At 62.5% G+C, this 26,889-nt stretch carries 25 protein-coding genes; 15 read left to right on the top strand and 10 right to left on the bottom strand.

Annotated elements, in window-relative coordinates; translation table 11 throughout:
• Window positions 1-210 precede the first annotated feature (210 nt).
• The gene (locus AC07NR_RS22725) at window positions 211-2,082 is read left to right on the top strand and encodes a SurA N-terminal domain-containing protein (RefSeq protein WP_495079519.1); all 1,872 of its coding nucleotides are present in this window, start codon (window positions 211-213) and stop codon (window positions 2,080-2,082) included.
• A 58-nt stretch (window positions 2,083-2,140) separates the two neighbouring features.
• On the opposite strand, the gene AC07NR_RS22720 is transcribed toward AC07NR_RS22725, so the two are convergent.
• The gene (locus tag AC07NR_RS22720) at window positions 2,141-3,346 is read right to left on the bottom strand and encodes an MFS transporter (RefSeq protein WP_495079518.1); all 1,206 of its coding nucleotides are present in this window, start codon (window positions 3,344-3,346) and stop codon (window positions 2,141-2,143) included.
• Between the two features lie 121 nt (window positions 3,347-3,467).
• Here AC07NR_RS22720 and AC07NR_RS22715 point away from each other — a divergent pair, with 121 nt between their 5' ends.
• The 3 genes from AC07NR_RS22715 to AC07NR_RS22705 all read left to right on the top strand — a co-directional run bounded on the left by AC07NR_RS22715 (window position 3,468) and on the right by AC07NR_RS22705 (window position 5,632).
• Window positions 3,468-4,367, top strand: a complete 900-nt coding sequence (locus AC07NR_RS22715) for a LysR family transcriptional regulator (RefSeq protein ID WP_495079517.1) — start codon at window positions 3,468-3,470, stop codon at window positions 4,365-4,367.
• Window positions 4,368-4,459: 92 nt separating this feature from the next.
• Window positions 4,460-5,338, top strand: coding sequence for a DUF2242 domain-containing protein (locus AC07NR_RS22710; RefSeq protein ID WP_248741108.1), 879 nt, complete (start codon window positions 4,460-4,462; stop codon window positions 5,336-5,338).
• 144 nt (window positions 5,339-5,482) lie between these two features.
• A complete protein-coding gene (locus tag AC07NR_RS22705) occupies window positions 5,483-5,632 on the top strand; it encodes a hypothetical protein (RefSeq protein WP_170929600.1) in 150 nt (49 codons plus the stop codon).
• A 4-nt stretch (window positions 5,633-5,636) separates the two neighbouring features.
• On the opposite strand, the gene AC07NR_RS22700 is transcribed toward AC07NR_RS22705, so the two are convergent.
• Window positions 5,637-6,677 (bottom strand): AraC family transcriptional regulator, encoded by a 1,041-nt coding sequence (locus AC07NR_RS22700; protein ID WP_495079516.1) that lies wholly within the window; start codon window positions 6,675-6,677, stop codon window positions 5,637-5,639.
• A gap of 3 nt (window positions 6,678-6,680) precedes the next feature.
• A complete protein-coding gene (locus AC07NR_RS22695) occupies window positions 6,681-7,811 on the bottom strand; it encodes a carbon-nitrogen hydrolase family protein (protein ID WP_495079515.1) in 1,131 nt (376 codons plus the stop codon).
• Between the two features lie 205 nt (window positions 7,812-8,016).
• Here AC07NR_RS22695 and AC07NR_RS22690 point away from each other — a divergent pair, with 205 nt between their 5' ends.
• Window positions 8,017-10,053 (top strand): 2,4-dienoyl-CoA reductase FMN-binding domain-containing protein, encoded by a 2,037-nt coding sequence (locus tag AC07NR_RS22690; RefSeq protein WP_495079514.1) that lies wholly within the window; start codon window positions 8,017-8,019, stop codon window positions 10,051-10,053.
• Window positions 10,054-10,094: 41 nt separating this feature from the next.
• Window positions 10,095-11,009 carry a 1-aminocyclopropane-1-carboxylate deaminase/D-cysteine desulfhydrase gene (locus tag AC07NR_RS22685; protein WP_495079513.1) on the top strand — a complete coding sequence of 305 codons (915 nt, stop codon included), beginning with the start codon at window positions 10,095-10,097 and terminating at the stop codon, window positions 11,007-11,009.
• On the opposite strand, the gene AC07NR_RS22680 is transcribed toward AC07NR_RS22685, so the two are convergent.
• From AC07NR_RS22680 to AC07NR_RS22670, 3 genes are all read right to left on the bottom strand, one after another.
• The gene (locus tag AC07NR_RS22680) at window positions 11,000-11,554 is read right to left on the bottom strand and encodes a cytochrome b (RefSeq protein ID WP_085712462.1); all 555 of its coding nucleotides are present in this window, start codon (window positions 11,552-11,554) and stop codon (window positions 11,000-11,002) included. The genes AC07NR_RS22685 and AC07NR_RS22680 overlap by 10 nt on opposite strands.
• 189 nt (window positions 11,555-11,743) lie before the next feature.
• Window positions 11,744-12,571, bottom strand: a complete 828-nt coding sequence (gene phnX / locus AC07NR_RS22675) for a phosphonoacetaldehyde hydrolase (RefSeq protein WP_248741103.1) — start codon at window positions 12,569-12,571, stop codon at window positions 11,744-11,746.
• 57 nt (window positions 12,572-12,628) lie between these two features.
• Window positions 12,629-13,738 (bottom strand): 2-aminoethylphosphonate--pyruvate transaminase, encoded by a 1,110-nt coding sequence (locus AC07NR_RS22670; protein ID WP_495079512.1) that lies wholly within the window; start codon window positions 13,736-13,738, stop codon window positions 12,629-12,631.
• Window positions 13,739-13,851: 113 nt separating this feature from the next.
• Between AC07NR_RS22670 and AC07NR_RS22665 the strand changes: the two genes are divergently transcribed.
• Entirely contained in the window at window positions 13,852-14,712 is an 861-nt protein-coding gene (locus AC07NR_RS22665; protein ID WP_248743230.1) for a LysR substrate-binding domain-containing protein, read from the top strand.
• On the opposite strand, the gene AC07NR_RS22660 is transcribed toward AC07NR_RS22665, so the two are convergent.
• Window positions 14,682-15,581 carry a LysR family transcriptional regulator gene (locus AC07NR_RS22660; protein WP_265813904.1) on the bottom strand — a complete coding sequence of 300 codons (900 nt, stop codon included), beginning with the start codon at window positions 15,579-15,581 and terminating at the stop codon, window positions 14,682-14,684. The two genes, AC07NR_RS22665 and AC07NR_RS22660, sit on opposite strands and share 31 nt — an antisense overlap.
• Before the next feature lie 289 nt (window positions 15,582-15,870).
• On the opposite strand from AC07NR_RS22660, the gene AC07NR_RS22655 reads away from it, so the two are divergent.
• The gene (locus tag AC07NR_RS22655) at window positions 15,871-17,196 is read left to right on the top strand and encodes an MFS transporter (protein WP_423203854.1); all 1,326 of its coding nucleotides are present in this window, start codon (window positions 15,871-15,873) and stop codon (window positions 17,194-17,196) included.
• Between the two features lie 65 nt (window positions 17,197-17,261).
• Window positions 17,262-18,659, top strand: coding sequence for an FAD-dependent oxidoreductase (locus AC07NR_RS22650; RefSeq protein WP_495079511.1), 1,398 nt, complete (start codon window positions 17,262-17,264; stop codon window positions 18,657-18,659).
• Between the two features lie 3 nt (window positions 18,660-18,662).
• Here the strand turns inward: AC07NR_RS22650 and AC07NR_RS22645 are convergent, their stop codons facing one another.
• The gene (locus tag AC07NR_RS22645; protein ID WP_495079510.1) at window positions 18,663-20,069 is read right to left on the bottom strand and encodes a type VI secretion system Vgr family protein; all 1,407 of its coding nucleotides are present in this window, start codon (window positions 20,067-20,069) and stop codon (window positions 18,663-18,665) included.
• A gap of 219 nt (window positions 20,070-20,288) precedes the next feature.
• On the opposite strand from AC07NR_RS22645, the gene AC07NR_RS22640 reads away from it, so the two are divergent.
• Window positions 20,289-20,993: a YebC/PmpR family DNA-binding transcriptional regulator gene (locus tag AC07NR_RS22640; RefSeq protein ID WP_085732202.1), complete on the top strand. Its 705-nt coding sequence runs from the start codon at window positions 20,289-20,291 to the stop codon at window positions 20,991-20,993.
• A 57-nt stretch (window positions 20,994-21,050) separates the two neighbouring features.
• Here the strand turns inward: AC07NR_RS22640 and AC07NR_RS22635 are convergent, their stop codons facing one another.
• Both AC07NR_RS22635 and zapE read right to left on the bottom strand, forming a co-directional pair.
• On the bottom strand, window positions 21,051-22,364 hold the full coding sequence (locus tag AC07NR_RS22635) for a protein kinase (RefSeq protein ID WP_495079509.1): 1,314 nt from the start codon (window positions 22,362-22,364) through the stop codon (window positions 21,051-21,053).
• A gap of 64 nt (window positions 22,365-22,428) precedes the next feature.
• Window positions 22,429-23,559, bottom strand: coding sequence for a cell division protein ZapE (gene zapE / locus AC07NR_RS22630; protein WP_495079508.1), 1,131 nt, complete (start codon window positions 23,557-23,559; stop codon window positions 22,429-22,431).
• 297 nt (window positions 23,560-23,856) lie between these two features.
• Between zapE and AC07NR_RS22625 the strand changes: the two genes are divergently transcribed.
• The 5 genes from AC07NR_RS22625 to AC07NR_RS22605 all read left to right on the top strand — a co-directional run bounded on the left by AC07NR_RS22625 (window position 23,857) and on the right by AC07NR_RS22605 (window position 26,839).
• Window positions 23,857-24,366, top strand: a complete 510-nt coding sequence (locus AC07NR_RS22625) for a Csu type fimbrial protein (RefSeq protein WP_495079547.1) — start codon at window positions 23,857-23,859, stop codon at window positions 24,364-24,366.
• A gap of 72 nt (window positions 24,367-24,438) precedes the next feature.
• Entirely contained in the window at window positions 24,439-24,972 is a 534-nt protein-coding gene (locus tag AC07NR_RS22620) for a Csu type fimbrial protein (protein ID WP_085712451.1), read from the top strand.
• Window positions 24,973-24,991: 19 nt separating this feature from the next.
• Window positions 24,992-25,528, top strand: coding sequence for a Csu type fimbrial protein (locus AC07NR_RS22615; protein WP_134827413.1), 537 nt, complete (start codon window positions 24,992-24,994; stop codon window positions 25,526-25,528).
• Window positions 25,529-25,532: 4 nt separating this feature from the next.
• Window positions 25,533-26,033: a Csu type fimbrial protein gene (locus tag AC07NR_RS22610; protein WP_495037285.1), complete on the top strand. Its 501-nt coding sequence runs from the start codon at window positions 25,533-25,535 to the stop codon at window positions 26,031-26,033.
• A gap of 23 nt (window positions 26,034-26,056) precedes the next feature.
• Window positions 26,057-26,839 (top strand): fimbrial biogenesis chaperone, encoded by a 783-nt coding sequence (locus tag AC07NR_RS22605; RefSeq protein WP_423203850.1) that lies wholly within the window; start codon window positions 26,057-26,059, stop codon window positions 26,837-26,839.
• The last annotated feature ends 50 nt before the right edge of the window (window positions 26,840-26,889 follow it).

Raw genomic sequence — 26,889 nt, 5'->3', positions numbered from 1 at the left:
CCGGGTCGGGGTCATGCCTGACTTGGCAGCGGAGCGGTAGAGCAGGCAGTTTGGAATAATTGCCTGCTACGCCGGGATCGAGGGTTCGAGCCCTGTCCGCTCCGCCAGTTACGAGAAGGCGCATCCTCGGATGCGCCTTTCTTCTATCCGGATTCTACCCACGCTCCACGGTTGCCTAATTTTTGAAGTTCAACCGTTTCTGGGGGACGCATGCTGCAGAATATCAGGGACAATTCACAAGGCTGGATTGCCAAGACCATTATCGGGGTCATCGTTGCACTGATGGCCCTGACCGGTTTCGATGCCATTTTCAAGGCCACGACTCACACCAACGAGGCGGCCAAGGTCAATGGTGAAGAAATCAGCCAGAACGAGCTGAGCCAGGCCGTTGACATGCAACGCCGTCAGCTGATGCAACAGCTGGGCAAGGACTTCGATGCTTCCTTGCTCGACGAAAAAATGCTGCGCGAATCGGCCCTCAAGGGTCTGATCGATCGCAAGCTGCTGCTGCAAGGCGCAGAAAAATCGAAGTTCGCCTTCTCCGACGCGGCGCTGGACCAGGTGATCCTGCAAACGCCTGAATTCCAGGTTGACGGCAAGTTCAGCTCCGACCGTTTTGACCAGGTGATCCGTCAGCTGGGCTACAGCCGTATGCAATTCCGCCAGATGCTGGCTCAGGAAATGCTGATCGGTCAGCTGCGCGCCGGTGTAGCCGGCAGCGGTTTCGTGACTGACGCTCAAGTGCTGGCCTTCGCCCGTCTGGAAAAACAGACCCGTGATTTCGCCTCGCTGAACATCAAGGCTGATCCGGCAGCAGTGAAGCTGACCGACGATGAGGTCAAGGCTTACTACGACGAACACGCCAAGGAATTCATGACCCCGGATCAGGTGGTCATCGATTACCTCGAACTGAAGAAGGCTTCGTTCTTCGACCAGGTTGCCGTCAAGGATGAAGACCTGCAGGCGGCGTACCAGAAAGAAATCGCTAACCTGTCGGAACAGCGTCGTGCGGCGCACATTCTGATCGAAGTGAACGACAAGACCACCGAGGCCCAGGCCAAGGCGAAGATCGAAGAAGTCCAGGCACGTCTGGCCAAGGGCGAGAAGTTCGAAGCGCTGGCCAAGGAGTTCTCGCAGGATCCGGGCTCGGCCAACAATGGCGGCGACCTGGGTTATGCCGGTCCTGGCGTCTACGACCCGGCCTTCGAGAAAGCCCTGTATTCGTTGAGCAAGGATCAAGTGTCCGAGCCGGTTCGCACCGATTTCGGTTTCCACCTGATCAAGCTGCTGGGCGTCGAAGCGCCGGAAGTGCCGACCTTCGCCAGCCTGAAAGACAAGCTGACCCACGAGCTGAAAGCCCAGCAGGTCGAGCAGCGTTTCGTCGAGGCGACCAAGCAGCTGGAAGACTCCTCGTTCGAGGCGTCTGACCTGGCGCAGCCGGCGCAGGATCTGAAACTGACCGTACACACCTCCAAGCCGTTTGGCCGTGAGGGTGGCGAAGGTGTTGCAGCCAACCGCGCCGTGGTCACTGCCGCGTTCAGCAACGAAGTGCTGGATGATGGTGCCAACAGCACCGCCATCGAGCTGGATCCGGATACCGTGATCGTGCTGCGTGCCAAGGAACACCTCAAGCCTGCACAACTGCCGCTGGAAGCCGTGGCGACTGCCATTCGCACCCAGTTGGCCAAAGAGCACGCCAGCGCGGCTGCCAAGACCAAGGCGGAGCAACTGATCGCCGGTCTGCGTGACGGCAAGACCCCGCTGGACAAGGCCATCGACGGTCAGAACTGGAAAGTCACCCAGGCCGCCACCCGTGCCCAGGAAGGTGTTGATCCTGCGGTACTGCAAGCGCTGTTCCGCATGCCGAAACCGGCGGCCAAGGACAAGCCGACTTTCAGCAGCGTGACACTGCCTGATGGCAGCCTGACCATCGTGCGTCTGAACGCTGTGAACGAAGCCGCTGCGCCGACCGATGAAGAGAAAGCGCAATACCGTCGCTTCCTCGCTTCGCGTGAAGGCCAGCAGGACTTCGCGGCGTACCGCAAGCAGCTGGAAAGCGAAGCGGACATCAAGCGTTTCTGATGCCTGACTGAGCGATAAAAAGAGCCCCGGATGAAAGTCCGGGGCTTTTTTTTGCCCGCTATTCAGCGCGTGGGAATCCATGTTGCCGCGCATTCGCGGTCGCCCAGAGGGTCAGAATCAACAAGCCCGCAACGATCCAGGGAAAGGCATTGACGCCCGGATTCGCCAGCAACAGGCCACCCGCCAGTCCGCCACCGGCAATGCCGACATTCCACAGGGTCACCAGCATCGATTGTGCGGTGTCGGCGGCGTCCTTCGCGGTTTTCGCCGAGGCCGTCTGCAGCAGTGAAGGCATTGCGCCGAAGGCCAGCCCCCACACGGCAGTGGCGGCGTAGACCACGCCGGGCATTTCCCGCCACAGGGCCAGGGCAATAGCGGAAAGCATGAACAATGTGGCGCTGATCAGCACCAGCTCCCGCAGCCAGCGATCAATCAGGCTGCCGACAATCCACAGGCTCAATACCGACGCCAGACCGAACACCAGTAACACCCGGTCGATTTCGGCACCGAGCCCGGAGGGTTCGAGGAACGGCGCGATGTAGGTGTACAGAAGGTTGTGAGCGACCACGTAGGACAGCGTCACGAACAACACGGATCGCACGCCCGGCAGGGTAAACACCTGACGCAGGGGCAGGCGCTTTCCGGCACGCTCACCGGCAAAGTCTGGCACTTGCCAGCGTACCCAGATCACCAGCAGCACGGTCATCGCGCTCATGATCGCGAAGCTCAGCCGCCAGCCGACCACGGTGCCGAGCAGCGTGCCGGCCGGTATGCCCAACGAAAGCGCGAGAGGGGCGCCGAGCATGGCCACGGTGATGGCGCGGCCCTGCAGATGCGGGGCCACCATGCGGCTCGCATACCCTGCCAGCAACGCCCAGAGCAGCCCGGCAAACACGCCGGCAATAAAGCGTGCAATCAATGTCAGCCAGTACCACTCCGACAACGCGGTGATGCTGTTGGCGATGGCAAAACCGCCAATGGCCGATAACAGCAGCGGTCGGCGACGCCAGCCTCGAGTAGCGATGGTCAGCGGAATGGCCGCCAGCATCGATCCGATGGCGTACAGCGTGACCAGTTGCCCGATCAGTGCCTGAGAGACGCCGAGACCCGCGCTCATCTGCGGTAACAGTCCGGCGGGCATGGCTTCGGTCAGTACGGTAATGAATCCGGCGGTGGCCAGTGCGAGCAAGGCACCCAACGGTAATCGTTCTGCGGGTTCGACCGGGTTGGCAAGCGTTGCAGAAGTGAGTTGTGCATCGTTCATGAGCCAGCATCCATTTTGCCGAGGGAGATGAAGGCCACAGGGTAGGACGCTGCACATTCGGGAAAAACAGGTTAGGGTTCCGAACATCTCGGACAGGAATGTCGTGAATCAGGGGGAAAGAATGGACAGTCTGGGCAGTATTTCGGTGTTCGTGCAGGTAGCGGAAACCCGCAGTTTTACCGAGGCGGGCCGCTTGCAAGGCGTGTCATCTTCGGCGGTGGGCAAGAGCATCGCGCGGCTGGAGGCGCGGCTTGGGGTCAGGTTGTTCCATCGCACCACTCGCAGCATCACGCTCACCAGTGAAGGCGCGCTGTTTCTCGAACGCTGCCGCAAGATTCTCGCCGAGGTCGAGGCGGCTGAATTCGAGTTGTGCGATGCCGCATCGGCGCCTCACGGCAAGTTACGGGTCAGCTTGCCCCAGGTGCATGAACTGGTGATGCCGGTCATGAATGAATTCATGGCGCTGTACCCGCAGATCGAGCTGGATCTGGACCTGACCGATCGCATGGTCGATGTCGTCGAGGAAGGCTTCGATGCGGTCATCCGCACCGGAAAACCTCGGGATTCTCGGCTCATGGCCCGGCCTTTGGGGAAATTTTACATGGTGCTGGTGGCCAGCCCCGGGTATCTGCGCGAACGCGGTGTGCCGCTGATCCCCGCCGATCTGGCGCAGCACGCCTGTCTGCGCCACACGTTTCACGCCACGGGCAAACTGGAACCCTGGCCGCTGAAGCGCGAGGAGGGCGTTCCCGAACCGAGCTTGCCGACACGCCTGGTCAGCGCATCAATTGAAGCGGTCAGCCATGCGGCAATGGCCGGTCTGGGCATCGCCTGCCTGCCGGACTTCATGACCCACGAGGCGCAAAGGCAGGGGCGCCTGCAGCGGGTGCTGGATGAGCATCTGGAGCATGTCGGACAGTTCTGGGTGCTATGGCCATCAAGTCGCCATGCAACCGCCAAATTGCGGGTGTTCGTCGATCATTTGTCGGCGCGACTTTTTCCGGTCGCCGAGGGTCAGTAGAGTTGTAACTGTTTTAAGACACTAATCGGTACGCCGCGGGGCAGCGATCTGTTGCACAATACGCCCCGGACCGTTTTCCCTCAGGATGTTTAATGTTGAATTCTATTCCCGTGCGTTTTTTCGGGTTGGCGTTGTTGCTGACCGCCGCTGCCGGCTGCTCCAAGGACAAGCCTATCTACGAGCATGAGAACTTCGACGACTCCGGCACCTTTTCGCGCAACTATCCGGTCACCGATGCCGCCAGCTGCGAAGCGGCGCGCCGTGCGTTGCTCAGCCAGGGCTACATCATCACCAGCAGCGACCCGAAACTGGTCAGCGGGCACAAGAGCTTCCAGCAGACCGGTGAAACCCACATGGAGATCAGCTTCAACGTGGTGTGCACCGATGACGGCAGCTCCGCGCACCACGCGACAGTGTTCGCCAACGCCCTGCAGGACCGCTACGCGCTGAAGAAGACCAACAACTCGGCCAGCCTCGGGGTTGGTGTGCTGGGCTCGGTGTCGATGCCGATCGGCTCCTCTGACGACTCGATGGTCAAGGTGGCCAGCGAAACCGTGTCCTCGCAGAAGTTCTACGAGCGCTTCTTCACCCTGGTCGAGCTGTTCCTGCCGGCCGAAGCGAAGAAAGCTGCACACATCACCGAGAAGCCGAAAGCCGATCTGGGCGTACCGGAGCCCAAGGCTGCGCCGGCCGCGCTGGCCCCGACGCCAGCGGCCGAGCCGACTCCGACTCCGACGCCAGCCCCGGCCGCCGAGCCGGCCACGAACCCGGCGCCTGCCGCCGCAGAGACTACTCCGGTCAGCTCGGAGCCGGTCGTTCCACCTGCCGAGGCGGCGCCGATCACCCCGGCCCCGGGTTCGGAGCTGGTTCCAACATCAGCGCCGGCACCGGAAGTCATCACGCCACCGGCCAATCCGACTGACTTGCCGCCGCCATCAGAGCCGATCCCGGCGATGCCAAGCGGGCATTGACCGGTCGTGGGAGCGACGCAACGTCGCTCCCGCTTCGATTCCTGTGTGAGCTGAAATGTCGGTATCCCCGCGATAAATCCCTGACCGCCTGCTACGTTTATTTCATGAAGGCCGTGTTTCATTTTTCCTTCATACGGGCACTTTATGCTCGAGGCACTGGTCATTTGCTCCAGGCCATTTCAGCAAAGCAGTGAGGGGGATTACACGATGGATGACTATCAAGAAGAACTGCTTGAATTCCAGGCTTACGAACTGGATTCGCCGGAGCCTGCGGAAGACGCCACCGAGCTCTGAGGCTTCAACCGGTCTTGCGGTGACTGCGGCGGAACTCGCCCGGTGTCTGGCCGTTCCAGCGTTTGAAGGCGCGCTGGAAAGCTTCGGCCGAGGCAAACCCCAGCAGGTAGGCGATTTCACCGAACGCCAGTTCAGTGTCGCGGATGTAGGTCATCGCCAGATCACGGCGGGTATCGTTGAGGATCGCGCGAAACTGCGTGCCTTCTTCGGCCAGCTTGCGCCGTAACGTCCAGGTTGGCAGCTTCAGGCGTGCCGCCACTTCTTCCAGGTCGGGTTCCCGGCCGCCATTGAGCAACGGCCCGAGCAATTGCGTGATGCGCTCACGCAGGCTGCGGGTTCGCGTCAGTTGTTCCAGTTCCCGTTCACACAGTTGCAGCAGGTGTTTCCAGGTGCTGGGGCAGTGCTCCGGATTGCGTGCGGCCAGGCTGGCGAGGCTCAGGCGCAGTTGATTGTGTTCGGCGCCGAACTGGATCGGGCACTCGCCGAGCACGGCGTAGGCGTCGCGGTAGTCCGGTGTGTCGAACTCGATTTCGATTCGTTCCGCGCGCAGCGGTTCGGGGCTGACGCTGGACAACTGATGCAGCCACCCGGCGATGATCGAATCCACCACAAAACGGTTGTAGGCGTTGTACGGGCTGATCGAGTAGAAACGCAGCCACGCGCCGCTGGCATCTTCGTGGAAACTCGACTGACCCCGATAATTGGAGCCGTACAACGGTTCGAAGCGCGTCAGGCAGCGGGCGGCCTCGCGCACGGTCGGCGCCTGCGCTGCGGTGACGCCGGCCAATCCCGCCTGGCTCAGACGACTGAGCTGGCCCATGCGCAAACCCAGCGCCGGATCGCCGGTCAACTGAATTGCACCATGACCCAGGCGCATGTAGCGCGGGATCGACAGGCGTGCGCCGGCCTCGGCCAGTCGTGCGGTGTCGAGCCCATATTGTTCGAGTAACGGCTGCGGGTCGGCGTCATGACTGCGCACGGCATCGGCCAGGCTATGGACGAAGCCCACCGACAGATCCCCGAGACGCATCGGCAGCGGCTTCATGGTCTACAACCAGAGATTGAGCAGGCGCGCGCCACGGGCTTCGCCGTCGGCGAACTGCTGGCCATTGCTGCTGAGGAAGCTCTGCCCGGAACTCGGCTTGTCCCAGAACTGCCCGCGCAGGAACACGCTCATGCCGGCAATCGCCCGGCTGCCCGGCGGTTGTGCCGTGAGGGTCAGGCGATGCCAGGCCTGGCCTTCGCTGATCTCTCCCGGTTTGAGGTTGACTGAGTCCGGCACGTTCAAGCCCCTGTAACCCTGCCAGGGCTGGTCCCACACGCCATGCCCGATGACGAACGCAGGCACCGCGATCAATTGCGCACCTTGCTCGTCGAGCTTGCGATAGTTGTCCGGATACCAACTGTCGTTGCCGATCAGCACACCGAGGCGTCCGGCGGGGGTGTCGACCACATTGATCTGTGAAGCTTCGCTGGTGCCGGCTGCTTGATCCTGATCGAAGATCGGGCGCATCTGCCGCTGTGGCTGGCCGAGCGGGGCGCCGTCACGACCGAACACCACGCTGGTGTTGTACAGCGCACCGCTGCCGGCCTTGAGTCGGCCGTCGATGATGTTCGGCTCGGGCAGCACGATCGAACCGGCCACTAGAGTGATATGGAATTCCCTGGCCAGACCGCCGAACAGCAGCTGATAGTCCTTGGCCATGTCTCGGGATTTCATCCGCAGGTGGGCGTCATCCAGACGGCTGCTGCCCCTGGCGGTGAGCCAGGCGCGGGCGAACTGCAACGGGTTGCTGGCGGCCAGCCAGTTCATCGCCTCTTCGAGGGTGGGCGCCTGGTACAGCTCGTCTTTTTCGCCGCTGATCATCAGCCAGGTGCCGACATGCTCGGGCAGCACCACGATGGTTTTGTCATTGAGCAGACCCTGATCCTGCGCTTGCTGCAGATAGGCCGCGAGTTTGCGGTGCAGGCGTTCGGAGCTTTGATAGTCGGTGGGGAACAGTTCCGGCTGAATGCCCAGCAGGTTGCCACGGTCGGCGCGGGTACCCTGATCGACCGCCAGTTTGATCCGCAGGTCCGACAGGTAATGACCGGCCGGACGGTCAGCCGCCCACATGGCGTAAAAGGTGAGCGCGGCGACCAGCGCCATGGAAAAGGTCAGGTACAGAAGTTTGCGCATGAAATCCAACAACAGCCGGGTACAGGGTGTGGGACTAGGGTAGGGCCCATGCCTGCGCTTGCCAAGGGGCGCTGCGCATTTGGATCAATAACTTGTCAGTTACGGTCATTGAGTGACAGCGATGCGACTCTTAGGCTGTCGAACATGACTGACGGGGGACGCAGAGCTCCCGCATTTTCCGTGATCGCTCGCTGTGGAGTTACCGATGACCGCCACTTACCCGCACCTGCTGGCCCCGCTGGACCTGGGATTCACCACGCTGCGCAACCGCACCCTGATGGGCTCGATGCACACCGGACTGGAAGAGAAACCGGGTGGTTTCGAGCGGATGGCGGCGTATTTTGCCGAGCGCGCCCGTGGCGGCGTCGGCCTGATGGTGACCGGCGGTATCGGCCCGAACGACGAGGGCGGCGTGTATTCCGGCGCAGCCAAGCTGACCACCGAGGAAGAAGCCCTCAAGCACCGCATCGTCACCCGCGCCGTGCATGAAGCAGGCGGCAAGATCTGCATGCAGATTCTCCACGCCGGGCGTTATGCCTACAGCCCGAAACAGGTCGCACCGAGCGCAATCCAGGCGCCGATCAACCCGTTCAAGCCCAAAGAGCTGGACGAGGAAGGCATCGAGAAACAGATCAGCGATTTCGTCACCTGCTCGGTACTGGCCCAGACCGCCGAGTATGACGGCGTGGAAATCATGGGTTCCGAAGGTTACTTCATCAACCAGTTCCTCGCGGCCCACACCAACCACCGCACCGACCGCTGGGGCGGCAGCTACGAAAACCGCATGCGCCTGCCGGTGGAAATCGTTCGCCGGGTGCGTGAGGCGGTTGGCCCGAACTTCATCATCATCTTCCGTCTGTCGATGCTCGATCTGGTCGAGGGCGGCAGCACCTGGGAAGAAATCGTCACCTTGGCCAAAGCTATCGAGCAGGCCGGTGCGACCATTATCAACACCGGTATCGGCTGGCACGAAGCGCGAATTCCGACCATCGCCACCAAAGTGCCGCGTGCGGCGTTCAGCAAGGTCACGGCCAAGCTGCGTGGCTCGGTGAAGATTCCGCTGATCACCACCAACCGTATCAACACCCCGGAAGTCGCCGAGCAGATCCTGGCCGAAGGCGATGCCGACATGGTCTCGATGGCGCGGCCGTTCCTCGCCGACCCGGATTTCGTCAACAAGGCTGCCGAAGGCCGCGCCGACGAAATCAACACCTGCATCGGCTGCAACCAGGCCTGCCTCGATCACACCTTCGGCGGCAAGCTCACCAGTTGCCTGGTCAACCCACGTGCCTGCCACGAGACCGAGCTCAACTATCTGCCGGTCAAGCAGATCAAGAAAATCGCCGTGGTCGGTGCCGGTCCTGCGGGCCTGTCCGCTGCCACCGTGGCCGCCGAGCGCGGGCATCAGGTGACGCTGTTCGATTCGGCCAGTGAAATCGGCGGCCAGTTCAATGTCGCAAAACGCGTACCGGGCAAGGAAGAGTTCTACGAAACCCTGCGCTATTTCAAACGCAAACTGCAGACCACCAACGTCGAGGTGTGCCTGAACACCCGCGTCGATGTGGCGAAACTGGTAGAAGGCGGTTACGACGAAGTCATTCTGGCCACCGGCATTGCGCCGCGTCTGCCGGCGATTCCGGGTGTCGAGAACGCCAAAGTGCTGAGCTATCTGGATGTGCTGCTCGAGCGCAAACCGGTCGGCAAGCGGGTGGCGGTGATCGGCGCCGGCGGTATCGGTTTCGACGTCTCGGAATTCCTCGTCCATGAAGGCGTGGCCACCAGTCAGGATCGCGCCGCGTTCTGGAAAGAGTGGGGCATCGACACCAATCTGGAAGCCCGTGGTGGCGTGGCCGGGATCAAGGCTGCACCGCACGCACCGGCCCGTGACGTGTTCCTGCTGCAACGCAAGAAATCCAAGGTCGGCGACGGTCTGGGCAAGACCACCGGCTGGATTCACCGTACCGGTCTGAAGAACAAGCAGGTGCAGATGCTCAACAGCGTCGAATACCTGAAGATCGACGACGAAGGCCTGCACATCCGCATCGGCGAAACCGGCGAGCCGCAAGTGCTTCCGGTGGACAACATCGTCATCTGCGCCGGCCAGGATCCGCTGCGTGAGTTGCACGGCGGTCTGGTGGCTGCCGGGCAGAACGTGCACCTGATCGGCGGCGCCGATGTGGCGGCCGAACTGGATGCCAAACGTGCGATCAATCAGGGTTCGCGTCTGGCCGCCGAGCTCTGATCCACCCTAGAATGCCGGCTCTTTTTACAGAGCCGGCCTTCATGTTTCTGCCTCCCACCGATTGGCTGGCCCCAGCCCCTCTCGAACCGCTTCATCTGGACTGGCTCACTGCCGCCGGCATTGAAGTGGCGATCCTGCGTCTGGACCGGATCGACCCGCTGATCAGCGGCAACAAGTGGTTCAAACTCGTCGAACACCTGAAAGCCGCCGATCGTGCGGGCGCCGAAGGCATCATCAGCCTGGGCGGTGCGCACTCCAATCATCTGCATGCACTGGCCGCAGCGGGCAAGCGCCTGGGGTTTACAACGGTCGGCCTGCTGCGCGGGCATCCGCAGGACACGCCGACGGTCAGGGATCTGCAGGATTTCGGCATGCAGTTGCACTGGCTCGGGTTTGGCGGCTATCGGGCGCGGCACGAGCCGGGTTTCTGGGAGCCATGGCAGGCGCAATACCCGACGCTGCATCCGGTGCCCGAAGGTGGAGGCGGGTTGCCCGGTGCGCAGGGTTGCGCATCACTGAAGAATCAAGTGAGTAATCAACTCGGCAAGCTCGGTTGGGACAACCATGACGGCTGGTGGCTGGCCTGTGGCACCGGCACCACGCTTGCGGGACTGGTGCTGGCAGAGGCGGGTAAACACCCGGTGTTTGGCGCAATGGCCGTGCCCGATGATCACGGCGTTGCGGCCAATGTCCAGGCGATTGTCGGTGATATCGGCGGCTACGAGCTGATCGACGCCAGCCGTGGCGGCTTCGCCAGAGTCGATGCGCCGTTGCTTGAATTCATCGCGCAGACCGAACAGGCCAGCGGCGTTCCCTTCGAACCGCTGTACACCGGCAAGGCCTTGCTCGCGCTCAAACAGCAAATCGAGGCGGGCCGTTTCAAGAGCGGAACGCGCCTGATCTTCGTCCACACCGGCGGCTTGCAGGGCCGGCGTGGGTTCGACGGTCAACCCTGATTGCGCTTGGGCATCATCCGCAACAGCGTGTTATCGCCCACCACGTAATGGTGATACAGCCCGGCCAGCGCATGCAGGCCGATCAGCCAGTAGCCGATGTTGCCGATCAGTACGTGCCAGTGTTCAACCTGTTTGGCGAAGGCTTTGTCCTCGTGCACCAGCAACGGCAGGTCGAAACCGTAGAACATCACTTGATGCCCCTCGGCGCTGGTGATCAGCCAGCCGAGGATCGGCATGGCGATCATGAACAGGTACAAGACCCAGTGCATCAGCCGGGCCAGTGCGGTCTGCCACTGCGGTGAGGCGGGGAAGATCTTCGGCGCCGGGCCGATGCTGCGGGCCAGCAGGCGAAACCACACCAGCACGAACACGGTCAGGCCAAGCATGTAATGCACTTCGCGGATCAGCGAGCGGCCGCCACTGCCCTTGGGAAAGATGCCTCGCAATTCCATGCTGGCATACACCAGCACCAACAACACCAGCATCAACCAGTGCAACAGGACTGACACGGTGCTGTAGCGTGATTCGGAACTTGTCCACGGCATACGGTATTTCCTCACGGATCAGGGTCGAAACGTGCCGTTCTTGAGCGACGGCATGCTTTAACTGTAATCCGCTTTGGCCGAATTGCCCGCGTCTAAAAACTCTTTCATTGCGCGAAATCAGGGGTTTGCCCAAAAAAAACGCCAGTGTCGGGCAGACACTGGCGTTTTTGTTTGCTGCAGGCGGCGTCATCAGCTGCTTTGCGGCATCTCACCCTTGGCCAGGCGCTTGTTGATGTCGGCGATCACTTCCGGCAGGTCGGTGATGGTGTCGATCATGTAGTGCGGACGCGAGCCTTCGAACAGGGCGTGGATACGCTTGCGCTCGCTGGCCAGGGCGTCGCTGCCCAGGGCGCGGTAGCCTTCGTAATCCAGGCCCAGCGCGTTGCCGGAGCAGATCAGCGCCACGGTCCACATCCCGGCGCGTCGACCTTCGAGGATTCCCGGTACGGTGTCGTCGATCTTCACGCAGGCGGCGACATCGTCGATGCCCAGCGCAATCACGTTGGCCAGGGCCTGGGCCGGCCATGGGCGGCCGTTCGGCACTTCGTCGGTGGCCACCACGTGGTCGGCGATGTAGCCGTTGGTGGCGGCCAGTGCCACGACTTTGTCCATCACCTGCTTCGGATAACCGGAGCAGGAGCCGATCTTGATCCCTTGCTGGCGCAGGTTGGCGATGGTCTCCAGCGCGCCGGGAATCAGCGCCGAGTGCTCGGCGATTTTTTCGATCTGCAGCGGCATGAAGCGGTTGTAGATCGCGGTCACGTCATCGTCGGTCGGGGTGCGGCCGAACGCCTTGCGATAACGCTCGGCAACCTGCGGCTGGTCACACAGGGTGCGGATGTGATCCCACTTGCCCATGCCCATCGGGCCACGGGCCTCTTCGATGGAAACCTGGACATCGAATTCGGCGAAGGCTTCGACGAAGATCTGAGTCGGGGCGAACGAACCGAAGTCGACGACGGTGCCGGCCCAGTCGAGGATGGCGGCTTGCAGTTTGGTTGGGTTGTTGTAGTTCATGCTGGTCAAAATCCTGTGTTGGCAATGCAATTCAAATAAGGGAGCGGGCCGGGTGAATCAGATGTCGAGCACTTCCATCTCGCGCAGCACTTCACCCACCGCCGCGACGGCTTCGCGCATCTGCGCCGGGCTGACGTGGCCGATGCAGCCGACGCGGAAGGTTTCGACCTGAGTCAGCTTGCCGGGGTAGAGGATGTAACCCTTGGCCTTGACCCGTTCGTAGAAGTCCTTGAACTGGTAGCGCGGATCTTTCGGTGCGTGAAAGGTCGCGATGATCGGCGCCTGAATCGCGGCGGGCAGGAAGCTGCGCAAGCCGAGTTTGCCCATCTCTTCCATCAACGCCTGGCAGTTGGCGGCGTAACGCGCATGCCGGGCCGGCAGGCCGCCTTCTTCGTTGTATTGCAGCAGGGCTTCGTGCAGCGCCGCGACCACGTGGGTCGGCGGGGTGAACCGCCATTGGCCGGTCTTCTTCATGTAGCTGTGCTGGTCGAACAGGTCCATCGCCAGCGAATGGGAGTTGCCGGCGGCAGCCGCCAGGGATTCCTTGCGGGCGAACACGAAGCCCATGCCCGGTACGCCTTCGAGGCATTTGCCGGAGGCGGCGATCAGTGCATCGAACGGGACCTTCTGTGCATCCACCGGCAACGCGCCGAAGGAACTCATGGCATCGATGATCAGGCGCTTGCCGTGCTGTTCGACGACCTGGGCGATTTCCGGCAGCGGGTTGAGGATGCCGGTGCTGGTTTCGCAGTGGATCAGCGCGACGTGGGTAATGTCGCTGTCGGCATGCAGCAGGCGGTCGACGTCGGCCGCAGTAGTCGGCTCGTCCTCAGCGGTTTCAAAGGTGCTGAAGGAGCGGCCGAGGACTTCGCAGATTTTCGCCAGACGCTTGCCGTAGGCGCCGTTGATCAGCACCAGCACCTTGCCGTCGCGAGGGACGAGGGTGCCGATGGCAGCTTCGACGGCGAAGGTGCCGCTGCCCTGCAAAGGCACGCAGTGGTGGCTGTCGGCGCCGTTGATGATGGCCAGCAGCTGTTCGCAGAGGCTAGCGGTCAGTTGATTGAAGCGGTCATCCCATGAACCCCAGTCGACCATCATCGCCTGACGGGTGCGGGCCGAGGTGGTCAACGGGCCGGGAGTGAGCAGGATGGGTGCGGCAGTACTCATTCGTGTGTCCTCGCGATAGCGCTGTGGGATGAAGCTACGGGGCATACGTTGCAATTCGGCGGATCATCAATCAAATTGTTTGTTGTTATGCCAGCCATCAGTGAGGGTTATTCATGAATCTGTTCCAGCTCCGCGCCTTCGACGCCGTGGCCCGGGAAGGCAGCTTCACCCGTGCCGCCGCGCGGTTGTTCATCAGCCAGCCGGCGGTCACCGGGCACATCAAGGCGCTGGAGGAGCATTACCAGATCACCCTGTTGCGACGGACGGCGCGCCGGGTCGAGCTGACCGAGGAGGGCACCAAACTGGCGGCGATCACCCGGGCGATGTTCGGCATGGCCGAAGAGGCCCAGGCGCTGTTGGAAGCCAATCGGCAGTTGCTCACGGGGCGTCTGGAGGTCGCGGCGGACGGCCCGCACATGGTCATGCCGATGCTCGCCAGCCTGCGGGCGCGCTATCCGGGAATTACCGTGAACCTGCGTTTGGGCAACGCTCAGGAAACCCTGGCGGCGTTGTTGTCCGAGCACGCGGACGTGGCGGTGCTGACCGAAGTCGAGCCGCGCAAGGGCCTGCACTTGCAAGCGCTGAGCGAATCGCGAATCTGCGCACTGGTGCCGGCCGGGCATCCCTGGGCGACACGCAGCGGCGAAGTCAGGCTCAAGGAGCTGGATCAGGTGATCATGGTCTTGCGCGAGCCGAGTTCGATTACCCGACGCACCTTCGATCAGGCCTGTGCCCAGGCATCGGTCAATCCACGGGTGTTGCTGGAACTGGACAGCCGTGAGGCGGTGACGGAGGCGGTGGCGGCTGAGTTGGGGGTTGGCGTGGTGTCATCGGTGGAAGTCAGCCACGACCCCCGTGTCGTCGCGATTCCAATCGCGGGAGAAGGGCTGGTGAACCGGCACATGATCGGTTGCGTGGAGCGGCGACGGGAGTTGCGCTTGATTCAGGCGTTCTTCGGTTTGGCGCCGGTCTGAACAAGGCTTTCGCGCACCATCTCGAGAAACGTCGCCACCACCCGCCGCGAGCTTTGCTCACGCAGGCACACCAGTGTTTCGGTCAACCGCCGGGTGCAATCGGTGATCGGCAGCGCGCAGACCCGTGAGTCCGCGCCAAACTCCGCCGCCGACACCACGCCCACGCCAATCCCCACCACCACCGCTTCCCGCGCGGCTTCCCGGCCTTCGACCTGGATCGCCGGGCGGATGCGGAAACCGGCGCGGGCCATTTCTTCTTCCAGGGTCTGACGAGTCACCGAGCCGTGTTCGCGCAGCACCAGTGGCGTGTCATCGAGGTCGGCCAGGCAGATCGATTCGCGCTCGGCCCACGGATGATGACGCGAGACGAATGCCACCATCGGATCGTTACGCAACGGCACGCACAGCAGGCGTTCATCGCTGACATCGCGCCCGAGCAGCGCCAGATCGGCCTGATAGTTGAACAGGCGGAACAATGATTCATCGGTGTTGCCGGTCTCGATCTTCACACTGATCCCGGGGTAGCGCTCGCAGAACCGGGCGATCTGCGGCAGCACGTGCACCGGCGCGTCCACCGCCAGAATCAGGCTGCCGGTCTGCAACGCCTGGGATTCCTGCAGCAACTCCTGGGCTTCGGCCTCGACCACGAACAGGCGCTGGGTGATTGCCAGGAGGCGCTCGCCCAGATCCGTCAGGCGCACCGAGCGTTTGTTGCGATGGAACAGGAGCACACCGAAGCGTTCTTCCAGCTTGCGCACCTGGTCGGAAATCGCCGGTTGCGTCAGATAAAGCCGCTCGGCGGCCTTGGTGAAGCTTCCGTGCACGGCCACGGCGTGAAAGGCTTTGAGCTGGGCGTGGGAAACCGACATCGCTGATTCCTCATTGACAGATGGCATTCAGTAACAAGCTGAGCTTATGTGTGAAATACGATAAATCGATTTTATTTATTAAACAGTAATTGCTTTGATCCGCTCACGCCAACGCTGACTGCCCGGTCGGGCAGCGACGCTGGCCATGAGCCTGTGCGTGCATCAGCAGGACTCATCTGACCGGTATCGCCGAAGGGACGGGGTGATATCGCAGTGCTCAACAATAAAAAACACAGGCGTTTACTTAACGATTCTGCCGGCACACTCACACCCTGAGGTCAGAACCACAATGAACAAGCACATCGGCACCATTGCGCGTTGGCGCATGCAGATTTTCGCTGTCACCTGGCTCGCTTACGCCGCGTTCTATTTCACCCGCAAAGCCTTTTCGGTGGCCAAACTGGGCATCGCCGAAGACCCGAGTTTCATGCTCGACAAAATGGCCATGGCCAACCTCGACGCGATTTATCTGGCGGCCTACGCCATCGGTCAGTTCACCTGGGGCATGCTCGCCGACCGCTTCGGTCCACGGGTCGTGGTCCTCGGCGGGTTGCTGATTTCCGCTGCGGCGGCATTGGTAATGGGCAGTTTCGCGACCCTGCCGATCTTCGCCACTTGCATGCTGATTCAGGGCCTGGCGCAGTCCACCGGCTGGTCGGGATTGTGCAAGAACCTCGGCAGCTTCTTCCCCGCCGAACAGCGCGGGCGAGTGCTCGGGTTGTGGAGTTCCTGCTACGCGTTTGGCGGCCTGGTGGCGTCGCCGTTCGCCGGTTGGTGGGCTTACACGCTGATCGGTTCGTGGCACGCGGCGTTCATTTCCAGTGCGGCGGTGGTGGCCGTGGTGGCGCTGTTGTTCTTCATCTTTCAGCGCAACAAGCCGGAAGATGTCGGCCTGCCCGCCGTGGAGCCGGAACCGGTCATCAGTGCCGAAGAAGCCGAAGCCAACAGCAAACTCAGCGTCTGGGAACCGCTCAAGGAAATCCTGCGCAACCGCACGGTGCTGGTGCTGGGTCTGGCGTACTTTCTGCTGAAACCGGCGCGTTACGCGATTCTGCTGTGGGGCCCGGTGATCGTCTTTGAACAGATGCCGACGGTCGGCAAGGTCGGTGCGGCGATCATTCCTACCGCGTTCGAACTGGCCGGGCTGCTCGGGCCGATCATGATCGGCATGGCCTCGGACAAACTGTTCGGCGCCCGGCGTATGCCGGCCTGCGTCCTGAGCTTGCTGGCGCTGACCGTGACCCTGGCGCTGTTCATGGGCGCCTTGCACACCGGCAGCGTGATGCTGGTGGTGGCGCTGTTGTTCGTGATGGGCCTGACCCTGTATGGCCCGGATTCGATGATCAGCGGCGCGGCCGCCATCGATTTCGGCAAGGCCAAGGCCGGTGCCACCGCCGCTGGATTCGTCAACGGCTGCGGCTCGGTCGGCGCGGTGCTCGGTGGTTTGCTGCCGGGCTATTTCGATTCGGTGACGGTGTTCATCGTGTTCGCCGGTTGTGCGCTGTTCTCGGCGCTGGTGCTGATACCACACTGGAACAGCCGGCCGGTCGGCGTCATGGAACCCCGTGCTTCTGTGCCCAATCGGGCTCTGACCATCAAACCTCTGCGTAACTGAAAAACCTGCCTCGCGGCCTGCTGCGGCATTCGCGGCAGGCTGTGCCGTGGCCGACTGACTGGAGAATGTTCATGAGACCGTTTTGGCTGGAACAGGCCTTGCAGCTCGATTCATCCGAACCGTGCCCGCCGCTGCAAGGCGAAGTGCGCACCGACGTGTGCATCGTCGGGGGGGGGTACACCGGGCTGTGGACGGCGATCATGCTCAAGCAACAGAACCCCGAACTCGATGTGTTGCTGATCGAGGCCGACATCTGCGGCGCCGGCGCCAGTGGGCGCAACGGCGGTTGTGCGCTGTCTTGGTCGGCGAAGTATTTCACCCTCGAGCGGCTGTTCGGCGTCGAAGAAGCGGTGCGGCTGGTCAAGGAGTCCGAGCGCAGCATCCACGCCATCGGCGAGTTCTGCGAGCAGTACGGCGTCGATGCCGATTACCGCCTCGACGGCACGCTTTACACCGCCACCAACCGCGCGCAGTGCGGCTCGACTGATGCGGTGATTGCCGCGCTCGAGCGCAACGGCATCAACTCATTCACCCAGCGCCCCGTTGCGGATGTGCAGCGAATGGCCGGTTCAGACAAGCATCTGGAAGGCTGGTTTTCGCCGGCCGCCGCCAGTGTCCAGCCGGGCAAACTGGTGCGTGGTTTACGTCGAGTCGCGCTGCAACTCGGCGTCAGGATCCATGAAAACACCGCGATGACCGGGCTTGAGGAGGGCCGTCCGGCGCGCATTCAGACGGCCTGTGGCAGCGTAGTCACCGACCGTGTGGTGCTGGCGATGAATGCCTGGATGGCCCGGGCTTTTCCACAGTTCGAGCGCAGCGTGGCGATCGTTTCCAGCGACATGCTGATCACCGAACCGCGCCCGGAACTGCTGCAGGAAATCGGCCTGACCAGCGGCGTGACGGTGCTCGATTCGCGGATCTTCGTGCACTACTACCACAACACCCCGGACGGCCGGATCATGCTCGGCAAGGGCGGCAACACCTTCGCTTATGGCGGGCGGATGCTGCCGGTGTTCGATCAGCCATCGCCTTACGCCGGGTTGCTCAAGCGCAGTCTCGACGATTTCTTCCCGGCCTTCGCCGATGTGAAAGTCGACGCAACGTGGAACGGCCCGTCGGATCGCTCGGTCACCGGCCTGCCGTTTTTCGGCCAGATGAGTGCCGCCGGCAATGTGTTCTACGGTTTCGGTTATTCCGGCAGCGGTGTCGGACCGTGCCATATGGGCGGGCAGATTCTCGCCTCGCTGGTGCAAGGCCTCGACAACCCTTGGACACGCTCGCCACTGGTCAACGGGCCGCTGGGCTATTTTCCACCGGAGCCGATCCGTTATCTCGGCTCGCTGATGGTGCGCAACGCGATTCGCCGCAAGGAGCGCGCCGAAGATCACGGACGGCGACCACGGCATCTCGATGTGCGCCTGGCGAAATTCGCCGCCGCTGCCGGCAAGGCCGACAAGGGTTGAACATCAGGACGAAGGCGGGGCGCGGTTGAGCAGCCAGTCGAGCAACAGACCGTTGTCGGACGGTTCCGGGGTTTTGCGCGCCGGGCGAGGCTGGCTGACATCCAGGCACAGGATCGGTCGATCCGGATCGCTGTCGAGAAAACTCACCCAGACTTCGCTGCCGGCGCGGGGCAGCGCTTCCCTGTTGATCCGGCCACCGGTGCCGACCACGGCAATCGTCAGCCACAAGCCGTCAGTGTCGGCATTGTGTGTCAGCGCGGGCCATAACCGCACGGCGAGTCGACCCAGATCGTCCAGCTGCGCAGGCTGCCCGGGCGAGCCCAGCACTTGCGCCGGGTGATAACCCGGAATGCTCGGACGTGGCTGTCGCAACGGAGGGCGAAACTCGGTTGACCAGGGCTGTGCAGTGAAATCGTTGTGATAACGACGGGGTGTGGACATCGGATCGAGAATCGACGGCTGTTGACCCTGATGGCGCAATTCGGTGATCAGCCACTGGTCGTTGAACGCACCCACCGGATGATCCGTGACCTGCAGCAAACGGCCGCTGAGCAGCTGCAAGCAATCGCTGCGCCCCTCGATGCAGCGGTAGTGGCAGCGCTGGCGCTCCATCTGTCGGCGGCTGCGTTGATCAGTATAGCGTTGACCGGAGGGCGGTAATCCTCGCAGGGGTATGACGCCCGTTACCGCGTGATTGGCCGCTTCATCGTCGTTGCCGGGCTGCCCGCGTTCGCGGACGGTGTGCGACACCTGCGCAGTGACGGGGTCGTGACGCAGGAACAGCGTACTGAGGGTGGGAGCATGTGCCTCGTTCTCCGGGCTGAAGGGCACGGGTATCGGGGGCTGCGGCAGGTTCAGGCTGTCATCGGCAAACACCACGACATGGCCATCCGGCCGGTGCTCGAAGTGATAGTGGATGCCTTCTTCTTCACACAGTCGATGCAGCAGTGCCAGGTCCGACTCGTCGTACTGGATGCAGAACGGGCGCGGCGGGTAGTACCCCACCGTCAGATCGAAGCGGAAGCCGTTCGCGGGCAGGCGATGTTCTGTCAGCAAGCGTTCGAGAATGTCCGGCACGCTCAATCGGGTGAACACCCGGCGTCTGGGCTGTTGCTCCAGTTTCTGCAGGTCTGGCACCAGCACCACCTGGTAACCGATCCGGTGGGCGCCGCGGTGTTCGCAACCGGCGCTGTGTAGGGTGCCGTGCAGGCCATGCTCTTCACTCAACTGCAGGAACGCCGGGCGATGCAACAGACTGGCGGGGGCCAGGGCCGGGGCCAGGCCAATGACTTCAATCTCGAATCGGTAGGGTCGGTTCAACGCTTCGTGGCCGCTGAAGCGCAGCACCGGCAGGCACAGACCACCGTCGGTGAGTGTCAGCGTGAAGGGACTTTCCTTGTCATTGAGCATTCGGACGGGCTCTGTCGGGTAATACGGGCCACAGAGGGTACGAAACCGCGGTGCGAAATGGTCATGACAAACCGGTTTTTCAGAATCGCCCTACAAGGTGTGTAGAAGATGTCGACACGTGACGGAATTTTTGGTCGATTGCCGACTTTAGGCCGTATAAACTTGGCGCCACGCGTCGGCCAATAGATGTCTCGGCGCCACAGATCAAGAGAGTGAGTAATGGGCGCACAGTGGAAGGTTAAACACAAAGAAGCGGCAGCCAACGCCAAGGGCAAGATCTTCGGCAAACTGGTGAAAGAAATCACCATCGCTGCCCGCAACGGTGCCGATACCGCCACCAACGCACACCTGCGTCTGGTGGTCGAACAGGCCAAGAAAGCCTCGATGCCCAAGGAAACCCTGGATCGCGCGATCAAGAAAGGCGCGGGCCTGCTGGGTGAGACCGTTCAGTACCATCGCGTGACTTACGAAGGTTTCGCTCCGCACCAGGTTCCGTTGATCGTCGAGTGCGTCACCGACAACATCAACCGCACCGTGGCGGAAATCCGCGTGGCGTTCCGCAAGGGCCAACTGGGCGCTTCCGGTTCTGTAGCGTGGGACTTCAACCACGTCGGCATGATCGAAGCCTCGCCGGACACCCCGGACGCCGATCCGGAAATGGCCGCGATCGAAGCTGGTGCCCAGGATTTCGAGCCGGGCGAAGACGGTGCGACCCTGTTCCTGACCGATCCGACCGACCTCGACGCCGTGCAGAAAGCCCTGCCGGAGCAAGGTTTCACCGTGCTGTCGGCCAAGCTGGGCTATCAGCCGAAGAACCCGGTCAGCGGTCTGAGCGACGAGCAGATGGCTGAAGTCGAAGCGTTCCTCGAAGGCCTCGACAACCACGACGACGTGCAGGAAATGTTCGTCGGCCTGGCCGGCTGATCCGCTGCGTCATAATTGCTGCCATCGCGAGCACGGCTCGCGATGGCAGTGTAGCGGTTACAACGATTCCAGCTGCTGCACGACCTCGTTGAACCCCGGTCGCGCCAGCACATCCGGCTGACAGCAGCGCTGTTCCAGCGCCTCCAGCACCTCACGCCGATCCGCACTCAGCCCCGAGTCGATGCGCGCCAGCAATTCCCCCAGCAAAATCCCGAAAGCTCGCACTTCGATGCGTTGCAGCGCGCGGGTTTCCGGGTTATCCGTGGTGGCATGGAACGACGCCGCGCCAAAATCCCCCAGCAGACAGTCGCCCTGATCGTTCAACAAGATGTTGTGCCCATAGAGGTCGCCATGGGTGATGCCTTGTTCATGCAAATGTTCGGCGACCGACGCAATCCCCTTGGCGATGCGCAAGGCGACATCGGCACTGAATCGGCAGTCATCGGTGTAGATATCCCGCGAACAGGACGCCAGGCTCGGCAATGCGGCGAGGTTGCGATAGCTCGGATCGATCAGTTGCATCACCAGCCCTTGCTGGCCCTCGGGATGGTTGCCGATGCGGCCCTCGACCCGGATCAGGTTCGGGTGCAGCCCGGCGGTGATGCAGGCGTTCATCTCGTGCAGCGGCGAGCCGTCGCTGGTCATCTCGCCCTTGTAGAGTTTGACCGCCACCGAACGCTCAGGCTGGCCGACCGGCTGCCACGACGCACGGGAAATGACCCCGGACGCGCCTTCGCCCAGCCGCTGTTCGAGACGCAGGCTCGACCAGTCGATCAACGGCGTGGCTTCCAGCGCGGCGGCATCGGCCTCGGTCTCCAACGGATTGCCGGCGTAGGCCAGCCAGGTCAGGCTCGGCAGGGTCAGCAGCCACTGCGGCAGTTCCGTCAACTGGTTGGCGGCGATGCGGATCAGCTCCAGGCGATGGCACTGGCTCAAGGATGGCGGCAAAGCACGCAGACGATTGCCGGCAAGCATGAGCTTTTGCAGGAGCGGGCGCTCGCCCAGTTCGGCGGGCAGGGTTTCGATGAGGTTGTCGGTCAGGATCAGCCAGCGCAACTGTGGTGGCAGGGCGGTGCCGGACACTCGGACGATCCCGTTGGCCTTGAAGCCGATCATGCTCAGGGCCAGGCACTGACCGAGGCACTCGGGCAGCTCGGTGAACCGGTTGTCGGAACAGAAAAGCACTCGCAGACGGGACAAACGATGTAAGTCGTCCGGCAGGCTGCTCAGTTTGTTGCCGCTGAGGTTAAGTATCTCCAGCGTGTCGGCCAGGTCGAAGATTTCGCGGGGGAACTCGGTCAAGCCTTCGACCAGATCCAGCCGGGTGATGCCCGACAGTTCGCCGGCGCGCAGTTGAGCAAGGGTGTGCATGTAAATAAGGTCGCTGTCGAGAGGGCGCCGTGACGCCGGGAATGGGCGGCATGATAACGGCAAATCAGGCCGGTTCGCGCACTTCCGCCAATTGGCCCAGCCGGCTGCGGGTGCGAGCCAGATCGATGGCGTTGCCGGCCAGGCTTTCATGCAGAGGCTGGCGCCCGAGCAGCGTCAGGTGTTTGTCCTGATCGTAGAGCACGTCGATCAGGTTGATGAAACGCTGCTGGACGGCAATCGAGCATTCGTCCAGCTCCGGCAGTTCATCGATGATCCAGTGGTCGAAGCGCCGGCACAATTCCAGATAATCCATCACGGCCGTGGGCTGTTCGCACAGGTCATTGAAGGTGAACCCGACGCGGCGGCCTTCACACAGACGCGCCTGCAAGACTCGGTTGCCAACCGTTATCGGTTGCGGCGCGGTATCCCGTGGCGGCAAATCCAGCGCCAGCCGTTGTGCCGGTGTGGCCGGCCACACGTAATGGCCCTGGGTGAACAACTGATGCGCGTGATTGCGCGCCTGGCTGCGATAGTCATGGGGGCCGCCGACTTCCATGACCTGCATGCGCGCGTTGATCAGGTCGATCACCGGTTTGAACCGCGCGTGATACAGCGGGTTGGGCAACAGGCCTTCCGGCGGGTAGTTGGAGGTCACCAGCAACAGGATCCCGCGCTGGAACAAGGCCTTGTACAACCGGGTAATGAGCATCGCGTCGCCGATGTCATGCACATGGAATTCATCGAAACACAGCACCCGGCAGTCCTGCAGCAATTCATCAAGGGTGGCGCCGAGGGCATCGTCCTCTTCGCGATGCCGGAACATGCCCTGATGCAGGCGGGCGAAGAATTCATGGAAGTGCAGGCGTTGTTTCTGCTGGATCGGCAAGGCCTGAAAAAAACCGTCGAGCAACCAGCTCTTGCCGCGCCCGACGGCACCGTACAGATAAAGACTGGGCGGGGTTTGCGCGGCAGGACCGAACAACATTCCGGCCTGTTGCGCCATGCAGTCGATTACCCGCTGCTGGCTGTGGCTGAGGGTATAACCCTGGCCATGGGCCTTGAGCCGGAAGTAATCGCGGATTGACTGGGCGCTGGCGCAATGGCCGGCACTGGCCAGATTTCGCGTGCCGAACAAACGGCGCAACCCTGAAAGGCGCTGGGACAGACGCGAACGTTCGGGCGGTCGGGCGGGCACGGTGAGGTCACTCCGTCATCGTCGGGCCGGCTCCCCCCGAGCGCGGCGGCGTAGTGTAACCAGATGGGTAGTTTTCCTTCCACTGCGCTTTATCGGCCAACGGTCTTTCTGGACAGTAATCTGCGGCGCGTACAGGTTTTTTCAGAGCCATGGGGTAACGGATCGACAACTTTTCGAAACATATCCCGCACGTTCAGTGGATCCAATCGACTGGCGCAATCGGCGTCCGTTGCTAACCTGAAACACTGTAACGACACAGGTGCTGTCGCCGACAAGGAACGGGCAGTGAATGCAGGGATGGTCTGGGCATTGCTGGGCGGGCTCGCAACACCGGTGCAGGCGGCCGATCTGCAGGTCGAAGTGCGGGTCGATGTGCAGCGCGGTTGCCAGTTGATCGGTCAGCAGCGCGGAGCCGGTATCGAGCAACTGGGCGTGCTCGACTTCGGCAGCACGGCACGCCTTGACGATCCGGCCGGGCCGCTCGGGGCGGCGCTGATGAATGCGCGATTGCCGCGCCTGGAGTGCAATCCCGACACGCCGTATCAGCTGCGCGTCGATGGCGGACTGCATGGCGGGACCGGCGAAGTGCGCTACATGACGGGCGAGGCGGGTGGCAAAGCCATTCCTTACCGCTTGTACCAGGACGCCGCACGGCGGGTGCCGCTGGTGGTGGACGTGCCGGTCAGCGGGCGGGTGCCCGACAGCGGTTCGGTAGACCTGCCGCTGTACGGCCGGATCGAACGAATGGCCGAGGTGCCGAGAGCCGGTCGGTATTCGGATCTGGTCAAGGTGACGGTGACCTGGTGATCGGCCGGGAGCGTGTGCGGAAGGAGCGTTCAATGACGAACGCGGTCAGGGATCGGAAGGAGTAGGGATGCAATGACAGGCAAGCACTGGCTGGTCATCACCGCAGGCGCATTGCTGTTGCTCACCGAAGATGCCCAGGCGGCCATCAACGGGCAGATTCACGCCCGCCTGACCCTGATCGCCGGCTGCGAAGTGACCAATACATCCAGCCCCGCCAGCCCGGTAGGCGATTTCGGCAAACTCGATTTCGGCCAGCAGGGCCCGACCTGGAATGCTCCCATCAAGGCCAGCCTGGCCAACGACAGCAGCGGCAGGCTCAACGTGGCCTGCAACCCTTCAGTGACCGGTTTCACCGTGAGCATCGACGGCGGCACTCACGGCGACGGCAATACCCGTCGCCTGAGCAACGGTCGCCAGACCATCCCCTATCAACTGTTTCTCGATGCTTCGGGCAGCCAGAGCTACAGCATCGGCCAACAACACAATTTCGCTGTCACCAGCGGCGCGCAGATACCCATCCCGGTATTTGGCTCGGTGGTGGCGAACACCCGTGCGGTACCGGCCGGTGTCTATACCGACACCCTGACGGTGACGCTCGATTGGTAAACCGTAGAGGAAGGACACCATGGGTACGATTGCATCAAGGATAGGTTTGTCGTTGCTCGGCCTGACGCTGGCCACCAGCGTCAATGCCGCTACCACGGTCACCGGTCAGATCACTTCCAGCCTGATCCTGATCAGCAGTTGTCAGGTCAACGGCTCCGGCGGGTCCACCGGGCTGAACTTCGGTGCCCTGAACTTCGGCACCGCCAACAGCCTGTTCACCACCGCGACCGGACAAGTGCTGGGCGGCGGTGGCGGGGCGTTGTCGATTCTCTGCTCGGCCGGTACCACGCCGTCGGTCAAGGTGCGGGCCGGTGCCCATGACGGGTTGTCGCCCGGTGGAACCCGTGCGCTTTACGACGGTGTTGCCAACTACGTGCCCTACGACCTGTACACCGATGCCGGGCACTCGCAATTGCTGGCTATCGACGGCGTGATCAACCTCGCCGCCAGCACCGGTGTGGCGCAGACCGTGAACCTCTACGGTCAGGCGGTGGGCAAGGCCGGGCTGCCGGCGGGCACTTACACCGACACGATTTCCGTCGAACTGACGTTCTAGTGCCATGGGCCGGCATGGTTGTGCGGCGCTGCTGGTGCTGTGCGCGGGGGCTGTGCCGTTGCCGCTGGCGGCGGTGACCAGCCAGAGCTTTCAGGTCAGCGCGACGATCACACCGGGCTGCCTGGTGGTGGGGGGCGTGTCGAACTATGGCGGACTGAATTTCGGTTCGAGTTCGGCCCTGGCCACCGGCACGGTGCAAGTGGCATTGACCGGTGGTGTGCAGTTGCAATGCACGCCGGGGGTGACGCTGAACATGACGGTCGATGGCGGCCAGTACAACAGCGGCGGGCGCCGCATGCAGATCAGTGGCGGCAGCGCGAAGGTGGCGTATGCGCTGTTTCGCGATGCGGCCTACAGCCAGAGTCTGGGTATCGGGCAGAGCGTGGCGGTGGCTTATAGCGACGCCAACAACATCAGCCTGCCGATCTACGGTCAGGTTCAGTTGCCGGGCAATCAGCCCGGGGGGACGTACAGCGACGTGTTGCAGGTGCAACTGTCGTGGTAATGAAAGGCACAAGGAGCGGGTTTATGGGGGTTGTCTCGTCGCGGCTGTTGCGGGCGGGTTGCACAATGCTGGTGTTGGCTTCACTCGGCGTGATCAAGGCACAGGCGGCCAGTTCGGTGCTGATCTGGCCCATCGATCCGGTGCTCGAAGCCGATCAGCAGGCCAGCGCGCTGTGGCTGGAAAATCGTGGCAGTGAAACCGCGAATCTGCAGATTCGCGTGTTTGGCTGGAGCCAGAACGGTTACCAGGAGCAATACCAGAACCAGCGTGACGTGATCGGCAGTCCGCCCGTGGCGAAGATCGAGCCGGGGCAGAAACAACTGGTGCGCCTGACCAGGACCAAAGACGTGCCGCCCGGCCAGGAACTGGCCTACCGGATCATCATCGACGAAATTCCTTCGGCGCAGCCACCTGTCGCCGATGCAGGAAAGACGGCTGCGGCCATTCGCTTCCAGATGCGCTATTCGGTGCCCCTGTTTGCTTACGGTGCCGGCTTGTGGAGCAAGGAAGACACGACCCGACAGCGTGATCCCAAGGGTATCGGCCTGCCGCAATTGAGCTGGCGCACGGTCTCGGTCGACGGTAAACCCTATGTGGAAGTGCGCAACCAGGGCGCGGTGCATGCGCGGTTGACTGATGTCGCGCTCAAACAGGGCGGGCAGAGCAAGCCGTTGGCGGAGGGGCTGTTGGGTTATGTGTTGCCCGGCGCGGTCATGCGCTGGCCGGCGCCGGGATCAACAACGGGAGAACTGGCGGGTCGGATCAATGGCGCGGCACAGGTACAGAGCATCGCTCCGGCGAAGTAAGGATTTCGGCCTGCGGGCCGGGTAGTGCGGGGCCGCCGGGCAAGCGATTG

It is taken from the genome of Pseudomonas sp. GW821-FHT09C09 (genome assembly GCF_059418105.1).
This window is presented reverse-complemented; position numbering and strand designations above follow the sequence as displayed.